Origin of the sequence: Rheinheimera sp. WS51 (genome assembly GCF_050936095.1) — a bacterium.
Classification (GTDB): domain Bacteria; phylum Pseudomonadota; class Gammaproteobacteria; order Enterobacterales; family Alteromonadaceae; genus Alishewanella.
The window spans coordinates 1-1,270 of record NZ_JBOTRC010000043.1; the positions used below are offsets into that span (position 1 = coordinate 1).

The 1,270-nt window shown below is 45.1% G+C and carries 1 protein-coding gene; it reads right to left on the bottom strand.

The features are described from left to right. Window positions 1-1,270: amino acid adenylation domain-containing protein (locus tag ACRCA4_RS14935; RefSeq protein WP_433190364.1), on the bottom strand; the 1,270-nt coding region annotated here is incomplete at both ends.

Below are 1,270 nucleotides of genomic sequence, written 5' to 3' on the forward strand. Positions count from 1 at the left end.
CACCAAGACCAATCCTTGCTGTACACCTGCGGCTACACATAACTGGCTTTCTATTTCTGCAGGCTCGATACGATAGCCTCGAACTTTAACTTGTTCGTCTTTGCGCTGTAAGTATTCTAGTTCGCCATCACTGTTATAGCGGACTAAATCTCCACTTTTGTATAGTTGACCTGCACTAAACGGATTAGCAATAAAGCTCTCGCTGCTAAGCTTTTCTTGGGCTAAATAGCCTTGACCAACGCCGGCGCCGCCTATATATAATTCGCCTCGCGCTCCCATTGGCACAGGCTGCAATAAGTCATCTAATACATATAAGCTAACACCCTGTAATGCTTCTCCTAGATGAGGTCGGTCGCCACCAATTAAACAGGCACTGCTATTAACGGTACATTCAGTTGGACCATATAAATTATATGCAACACGTTGGTGTCTTTGATTATGCGCTACAAGATTACGCCATAGGTCTACCCGAATAGCTTCGCCACCTATCAATTGATTTGGTAAGCCTTGCTCTTGCGTACACTGCTCTAACAAAACTTCACTTAGCGATGGCGTCGTATCTACCCAATCTATCTGCTCTTTAGCAAAGTAAGACAGCATTTGCTGAGGATCTTTGCGCTGCTCATCCGATAAAACATGCAAACAAATACCTTCACCTAATAAGGCTAAAGCTTGCACTGAAGCGTCAAAGACCACCGGCGCACGCCAAGCAAAACGGCTTCCTGCTAGCGGGTATGCGGACAATAATTCAGCCATTGCATCACATAAATGACTTAAATTTCCTTGGCTAATAACCACACCTTTAGGCTCACCACTTGAGCCTGAGGTAAATAGGACATAAGCTGCTTGCTCTGCCGATAGCGGCGGCAATGTGACCTTTTGGCTGCCTTTAGCATTTAAGGCCAATAACGTCACACCTTCAAGCGCGGCAATTTTGTCACTCAACTTGTCACTGAATAAGAAACGAACATTTGCTTGGCGTACTATCTGCTCTACTCGGCCAAGTGGTGTACTGTCATCAAAGGGCAAATATGCAGCTCCAGCCCGTTGGATCGCTAGTAAATTAATAACTAGCTCTGAATCACGCTGTTGCCAAACACCTACAATATCATTAGGTTTAACACCTTGCTCCACCAAATAGCGCGCCCGGCTTTCTATTTCAGTCAGTAGTTGGTTATAACTTAGCAACTGTGATTGACAAACTAAGGCTGATGCCTCACCTTGCTTAGCGGCATAAGCTGCTACTCGAGACACTAAGCTTTGGAATTCA